Below are 6258 nucleotides of genomic sequence, written 5' to 3'. Positions count from 1 at the left end.
GGCTGAGCCGCGCCGCCCGCGCGGGTACGCGCGACGGTCGCCGGTGCGCGGCCGGTAGGCTGGCGGCGGTCCGGATCGGTGGCGAAGGCGGAGTACGGCGGTGAGCACATGACCGATGGCCCGGCCACCCGGCCCGGCGCGGCGCGGTCCGCGAGGGACCGGCCTGGTGAGGTCCGGCACGGCGAGGTCGGACCCGGTGAGGTCGGACCCGGTGGGGCCGGACCCGGCCGCGAGCGGGGGGAGTTGCGGGCCGACTGCGGGAGCTGCTTCGCGCTGTGCTGCGTGGCCCTCCCCTTCTCGGCCTCGGCGGACTTCGCCGTCGACAAGGAGGCCGGCCGGCCGTGCCACAACCTCCAGGCCGACTTCCAGTGCGGCATCCACGAGCGCCTGCGGCCGGAGGGCTTCCCGGGCTGCACCGTGTACGACTGCTTCGGCGCCGGCCAGAAGGTCTCCCAGGTCACCTTCGGCGGCATGGACTGGCGGCGGGCGCCGGAGACCGCGGGCCGGATGTTCCGGGTGTTCCCGATCATGCGGCAGCTCCACGAGCTTCTGTGGTACCTGACCGAGGCCCTCTCCCTGCCCCAGGCGCGCCCGATCCACGGCGAGATCCGCCGCACGCTGGACGAGACCGAGGCCCTCACCCGCCGCGACGCCGACGCTCTGGCCGAGCTGGACGTGGCGGCCCACCGGCACGACGTCAACGAGCTCCTGCTGCGCACCAGCGAGCTCGTCCGCGAAGAGGACCGCCTCGAAGAGGACCGCCGCGAAGAGGGCCCCCGGGACAAGGACCGCCGGGACAAGGACCGCCGGGGCGCCGACCTCATCGGGGCCCGGCTCAAGGGCGCCGACCTGCGGGGCGCGAACCTGCGGGGCGCCTACCTCATCGGAGCCGACCTGCGCGGGGCCGACCTGAGGACGGCCGACCTCATCGGGGCGGATCTGCGCGGGGCCGACCTCGGCGGCGCCGACCTCACCGGAAGCGTCTTCCTCACCCAGGCGCAGCTCAACTCCGCCAGGGGCGACGGCGCCACGAAGCTGCCTGCCTCGCTCACCCGGCCGGAGCACTGGCCGCCGTCCGGGCCCACGCCCCAGCGGCCCCGCGGCAAGCGGGCCGACCACGAGAAGAGCCGTCAGAAGAGCCCTCAGAAGGGGGCGTCCAGGGGCACCTGGCGCACTCCCGGCAGGTAGGCGTCCAGCTCGCCGAGCTCGAACCTCGACATCCCGATGACGTGCCAGAACTGCCCGCTGACCTCGCCCTGCACCTTGTACCTCCCGTCGGGTGACAGCGCCGCCCAGCCCTCCGGCAGCCCGAGCAGGGTGGCGCGGCGTTCGCCGTCCTCCCAGAGGATGACCACGCCGTCGTCGCCCGCGCTCGCCAGCAGGCCCGACACGGGGCTGTAGGCGACCGACCACACCCGCCGCGCGTGGCCGGTCAGGGCGTGCACCTGCTCTCCGGTGGCCGCGTCCCAGACCCGTACGACCAGGTCGTCGCCCCCGGTGGCCAGCCGGTCGCCGGTGGCGTTGAACGCCACGGACCACAGCCGCCCGGTGTGCTGGTCGAGCGTGTGCCGCAGCAGCGGCTGCCACGGCTGGCCGGGGCGCAGCTCCCATACCTTGGCCAGCCCGTCGTTGGCCGCGCTCGCCAGGTGGCCGCCCGATGGCGAGAACACCACCGAGTAGACGCGGTCACGGTGGCCTTCGAGGGTGGCGACCCGCCCGCCGGACCCGACGTGCCAGACGCGCACCAGCCGGTCGTCGCAGCCGGTCGCCACGTAGCGCCCGTCGGGGCTGAAGGCGATCGAGCGCACCCGGCCGCGGTGGTCGGGCAGGTTGCTCACCAGGCGTCCCGTGGCCCGGTACCAGATGCGCACGCTGTCGTCGTCGTTGGCGGTGGCCAGCAGCGACCCGTCGGGGCTGAACGCCTCGGCCCACACGTGCTCGGTCTCGGCGTTGAGCTCGCGCTCGTAGTCGCCGGTGGCGACGTTCCAGAAGTGGACGCCGCCGTCGTTGCTGGAGGTGGCGAGCACCGGCCCGGCAGGCGAGAAGACGGCGGAGACCAGCCGGTCGGCGGTGCCGGTGACCTCGCGCAGCCGCCGCCCCGTGCGCGGCTCCCACAGCCGCACGACCCCGTCGTTGCCGCTGGTGGCCAGCAGCGACCCGTCGGCGCTGAACCGCACGGAGGAGATGCGCCTGCCGTGGCCGCGCAGGACGCGCTGGCACTTGCCGGACGCGGGGTCCCACAGCCGGATGGTGCCGTCGTTGCTGCTGGTGGCGAGCTGCTCGCCGTCGGGCCGGAACGCGAACGGCCAGACCGAGCTGCGGTGGCCGGTCAGCTCCACCCGGGCCGTGCCGCCCACCTCCTGCAGGCGGACGATCCCGCCCGAGTCGCCGCTGGCGAGGGTCCGGCCGTCGGGGCTGAACGTCACCTGGTAGACGGCCGCGGCGTGAGAGGTGTGCACGCCCCGCGGTTGGCCCGCGGCCGGGTCCCACAATCGCACGGCGCCGGCGGTGTCGCCGGTGGCCAGGAGCGAGCCGTCGGGGGAGAAGCTCACGCAGTAGACGCTGCCCACGTGCCCCGTCAGCGTGTGGCGCAGCGTCCACGTGGAGGTGTCCCACACCCGTACGGTGCCGGCCTCGTCGCCCGTGGCGAGCAGCGAGCCGTCGGGGCCGTGCACCGCGCGGAAGACCGAGCCGCGATGTCCGGCGAGGGTCGCCACCACCACGCCCGAGTCGAGGTCCCAGACCCGCACCACGCCCGCCGAGTCGCCCGTAACCAGCACCGCGTGGCCGAACGAGGCCGTGTAGACCGGCGCCTGGTGCCCCGAGAGCCGGTGGACCAGCCGCCCGCCGGAGGTCTCCCAGACGCGGACCACGCCGTCGCCGCCGCCCGCCGCGGCCAGCTCGCCGCCGGCGCTGAGCCGTACCGGCCAGACGCCGTCGGAGTGGCCGGTCAGCCTGCGCAGCGGCTCGCCGGTCAGGGCGTTCCACAGCAGGACGGCGCCGTCGCTCGCGCCGGTGGCGAGCAGGTCGCCCGCGAACGAGACGGCGTAGACACGGCCGCGGTGGCCGTGCAGGGTGCGTGCGGGCGATCCGCCCACGCACAGCAGCACGCCGCCGTCCTCGCTGCCGATCGCGATCGTGCCCCCGTCGGGGCTGTAGGCGAGCGGCTCGGGCAGGCGGCTGGTCTGGAAGTGATAGCCGTACGGCACCCCGATGGCCGCGGGTGCCAGCTGCACCTCGACAGGCTGGCCGGGCACCACGGCCGCGCCGGGCAGGTGCGGCAGGGTGCCCGTCACGTTGATCAGCGTGGCGCGGTGCCAGCGGGCGCCCTCGACCGACACGTCGCTCAGGTCGGCCTCCGCCAGCCTGGCCCCGGACAGGTCGGCCCCCGTCAGGTCGGCCCCGGTCAGCCGGGCGCCGTCCAGCCGCGCGCCCACCAGCTTGGCGCCGCGCAGGATGGCCCTGGACAGGTTGGTGCCCGCCAGCGTGGTGTCCGTCAGGTCGGCGCCGGTCAGGTCGACCTCCTGCAGGTCTCGCGCCGACAGGTCCTCGCCCTTGAGGTTGGCGCCGCGCAGGTCGGCTCGCGCGGGGGTGCGCAGCCTGGCCGAGATCTTGACCGCGTTCGCGCGGGCCACGTCGTCGGCGGGGGGATCGGCCACCCATGCCTGCAGCGTGCGCACGTCGGCCAGGTCGCACAGGAACTCGACGGTCAGCGCCGACAGCGGCCGGCGCGACAGCGTCAGCGGCGCGTCCATGGTGGCCGCGACGTGCCGGGCGATCAGCCACTCCATGACCGAGGAGTGGATGAACCCGAACATGCCCTCGTCGGTGCGCACCAGCAGGCTGCCCGACCCCACCGCGTACGCCGCGTGCGCCGGTGACAGCTGGCCGCCCGCCAGGCCGGTCAGCGTCTCGGCGAACTCGGTCAGCTCGTCCAGGCCCAGCAGCGCCTCGCCCGAGGCCCACAGCCGCAGCGCGAGCGCCGTCACCGCCTCCCACAGCTCTGCCAGGGTGAGCCCCGCGGCTGAGCCGGGCACCTTGGCCCGCCGTTCCTCGAAGGCCAGCCACGAGCCGAGGATCTCCTCGTACAGCAGGGCCGGGCTGATCGTGTGGCGGGCCCTGGCCACGGCGCGCAGCCGCTCGCTGTCGAGGTCGGCGATGAAGCTCAGCATGCGCGGGTTCTGCGCGAGGTCGAGCAGGTCCTCGATGCTCTCCAGCAGCGACATGCGCGCCGACGCCTCACCGTGGTCGTCGAACCTGTTGTCGAGGTAGGAGCGGATCTGGTCGCGGGAGAAGTCCTCGACGCCGAGCACCCGCCGCTGCGGCAGCACCCCGACCATCTCGCCGAGCGAGGTCAGCACCTGGCTGTGGGACTTGAAGTGCTGGGTGCGGCTGGCGACCACGATCTTCGCCTTGTCCTCGGCCGCGGCGAGTAACGTCGCCAGGTGGTCGGCCGCCCGGTCGTAGGTGACCCGCGTGACCAGCTCGTCGAAGCCGTCGAACAGCAGCACGATGCGCCCCTGCCTGAGCAGGTAGCGGAACGCCTTGAGGTCGATGAACTCCTCGCCGTGGCCGGCCAGGTGCGCCGCCACGAGCGCGTCGACCGAGTGCGCCTTCTCCAGCGCCCGCAGCTCGATCAGGATGGGCGTCAGGTGGGGCAGCTCGGCCGGGATGCGCCTGGCCAGCTCCCGCAGCGCGAACGTCTTGCCGTGGCCGAAGTCGCCGAGCAGCAGCAGGAACCTGCCGTGGTCGGCCGACAGCAGCCGCAGCAGCTCGTCGGTCAGCCCGCCCTTGACCTGGTGGCCGGGCCGGTCGAGCTCGCGGTAGCGCTGCGGGACGTACAGGCTGGGCGGGTAGCGGCGGTCGGTGGTCAGCCTGGACGTCTGCTCGGCCACGTAACCCGACAGGTCGAGCAGGCCCTGGAACTCGGTGAAGCTGCGCAGCCGCACGCCGTGGCGCATGAGATCGTCGCGCAGCGGGCGGGGCGGTGGCGGCCCCTGGTAGACCAGCTCGGCGGCCAGGCCGGTGGCGTGGGCCCGCTGGACGAAGCCGTCGGCGTCGGCCGCGGCCAGCTCGCCCACGTGCGCGCCGATCATCGTCTGGCGGACGAACCCGTCCTCGGGATGGGTGACGACCAGGTGGCTCGCGAACCTGCGGATCCTGGCCCGCTCGTGCCTGGCCTCGCACACCTCGACGATCCGGTCGAGCAGCAGCTCCACCGGGCTGGGCTCGCGCCCGGCGACCTCCGGCTCCGGCGGCGTGACGGGCCGGCTCTCGCCGGTGAACGTGGCGCGGGCGGCCCGCCAGGCGTGCGAGACGCGCTTCGGCTCCTGGTCGGGCAGCCACGTGCGCGCGCCACCGGAGGTGATCTCGACGACCTGGTGACGGCCGGAGCGGGGCGCCGCCAGGGTGGCCGGGCCCGCCTCGCCGATCTCGGGAGAGCCGTGGAAGAGCAGGTTGAGCCGCTGGGGCAGCAGCCGCTCGTACGCCGCGGCGTCGCGCAGGGCCGAGGGCGGGTGGCCCATCGCGCCCAGCCGCAGCCAGCCGCTCTCCTCGTACGGCCGCAGCCGCTCGGCGAACCAGGCCGCCTGAGTCTCACCGACCAGCGGGTACGCGTCGCGCTCCAGGTGGCTCATGGCCATCGTGGAGTTGAGCCCGGCCACCGCCACCTTCAGGTCGGGCACCTCGAACAGCGTCCACGGCTGCCCGCCGTCGAACACCCGGTCGTCCAGCCCCTGGTAGACCTCGCCGAACAGGCCCGCGAAGTGCCGCCACTTGGGCCAGTAGGGCGGCTGCGGGCTGACGTCGTCGGCCTCGCAGGTGAGGAAGTAGGCGCTGGCCGCGGCCTTGGTGACGTCGCGCGGGCCGGGCACGATCACCAGGCGGTGCGGCTCCAGCCCGAGCAGCAGCCGCAGGCCGGTGAGGAACCGCGTCGCCTGCCCGAACTGCCCGAGGCTGCCCGACTCGGTCAGGTCGCCGGCGACGAGCATCAGGTCGGGCCTCGGCATGCCCCGGTCGTACATGGCGGTCAGGTCGCCCCAGATGCGCGCCTGCATGTCCTCGGGCGTGAACGGCTCGCCCGGGTCGGGCAGCGCCCGGCCGAACCGGGGCCCGCCGATGTGCAGGACGCTGAGCGACTCTCGCCGCCGCTCCATGGCCGCCGACGGGGGGAACTTCGGCGCCGTGACCGGGGCGCGCCGGGCCCGGGAGCGCTCCACGGGCTGGGGGAGCGACGGCTGGAGCGGCGGCACGGCCCCG

At 74.6% G+C, this 6258-nt stretch carries 2 protein-coding genes; one reads left to right on the top strand and one right to left on the bottom strand.

Features of this window, described 5'->3' with window-relative positions:
* Positions 1-108: 108 nt before the first annotated feature.
* Positions 109-1188, top strand: coding sequence for a pentapeptide repeat-containing protein (locus DQW85_RS29655; protein WP_113703137.1), 1080 nt, complete (start codon positions 109-111; stop codon positions 1186-1188).
* On the opposite strand, the gene DQW85_RS29650 is transcribed toward DQW85_RS29655, so the two are convergent.
* Positions 1143-6155 carry a WD40 domain-containing protein gene (locus DQW85_RS29650; protein ID WP_240197504.1) on the bottom strand — a complete coding sequence of 1671 codons (5013 nt, stop codon included), beginning with the start codon at positions 6153-6155 and terminating at the stop codon, positions 1143-1145. The genes DQW85_RS29655 and DQW85_RS29650 overlap by 46 nt on opposite strands.
* Between the last annotated feature and the right edge of the window lie 103 nt (positions 6156-6258).

It is taken from the genome of Nonomuraea lactucae, from assembly GCF_003313395.1.
In the GTDB taxonomy this organism is placed as follows: domain Bacteria; phylum Actinomycetota; class Actinomycetes; order Streptosporangiales; family Streptosporangiaceae; genus Nonomuraea; species Nonomuraea lactucae.
This window is presented reverse-complemented; position numbering and strand designations above follow the sequence as displayed.

What these genes read in the sequence shown, in the direction of transcription:
- DQW85_RS29655 (WP_113703137.1), top strand. Translation starts at nt 109, where the DNA reads ATGACCGATGGCCCGGCCACCCGGCCCGGCGCGGCGCGGTCCGCGAGG.
- DQW85_RS29650 (WP_240197504.1), bottom strand. Translation starts at nt 6,155, where the DNA reads ATGGAGCGGCGGCGAGAGTCGCTCAGCGTCCTGCACATCGGCGGGCCC.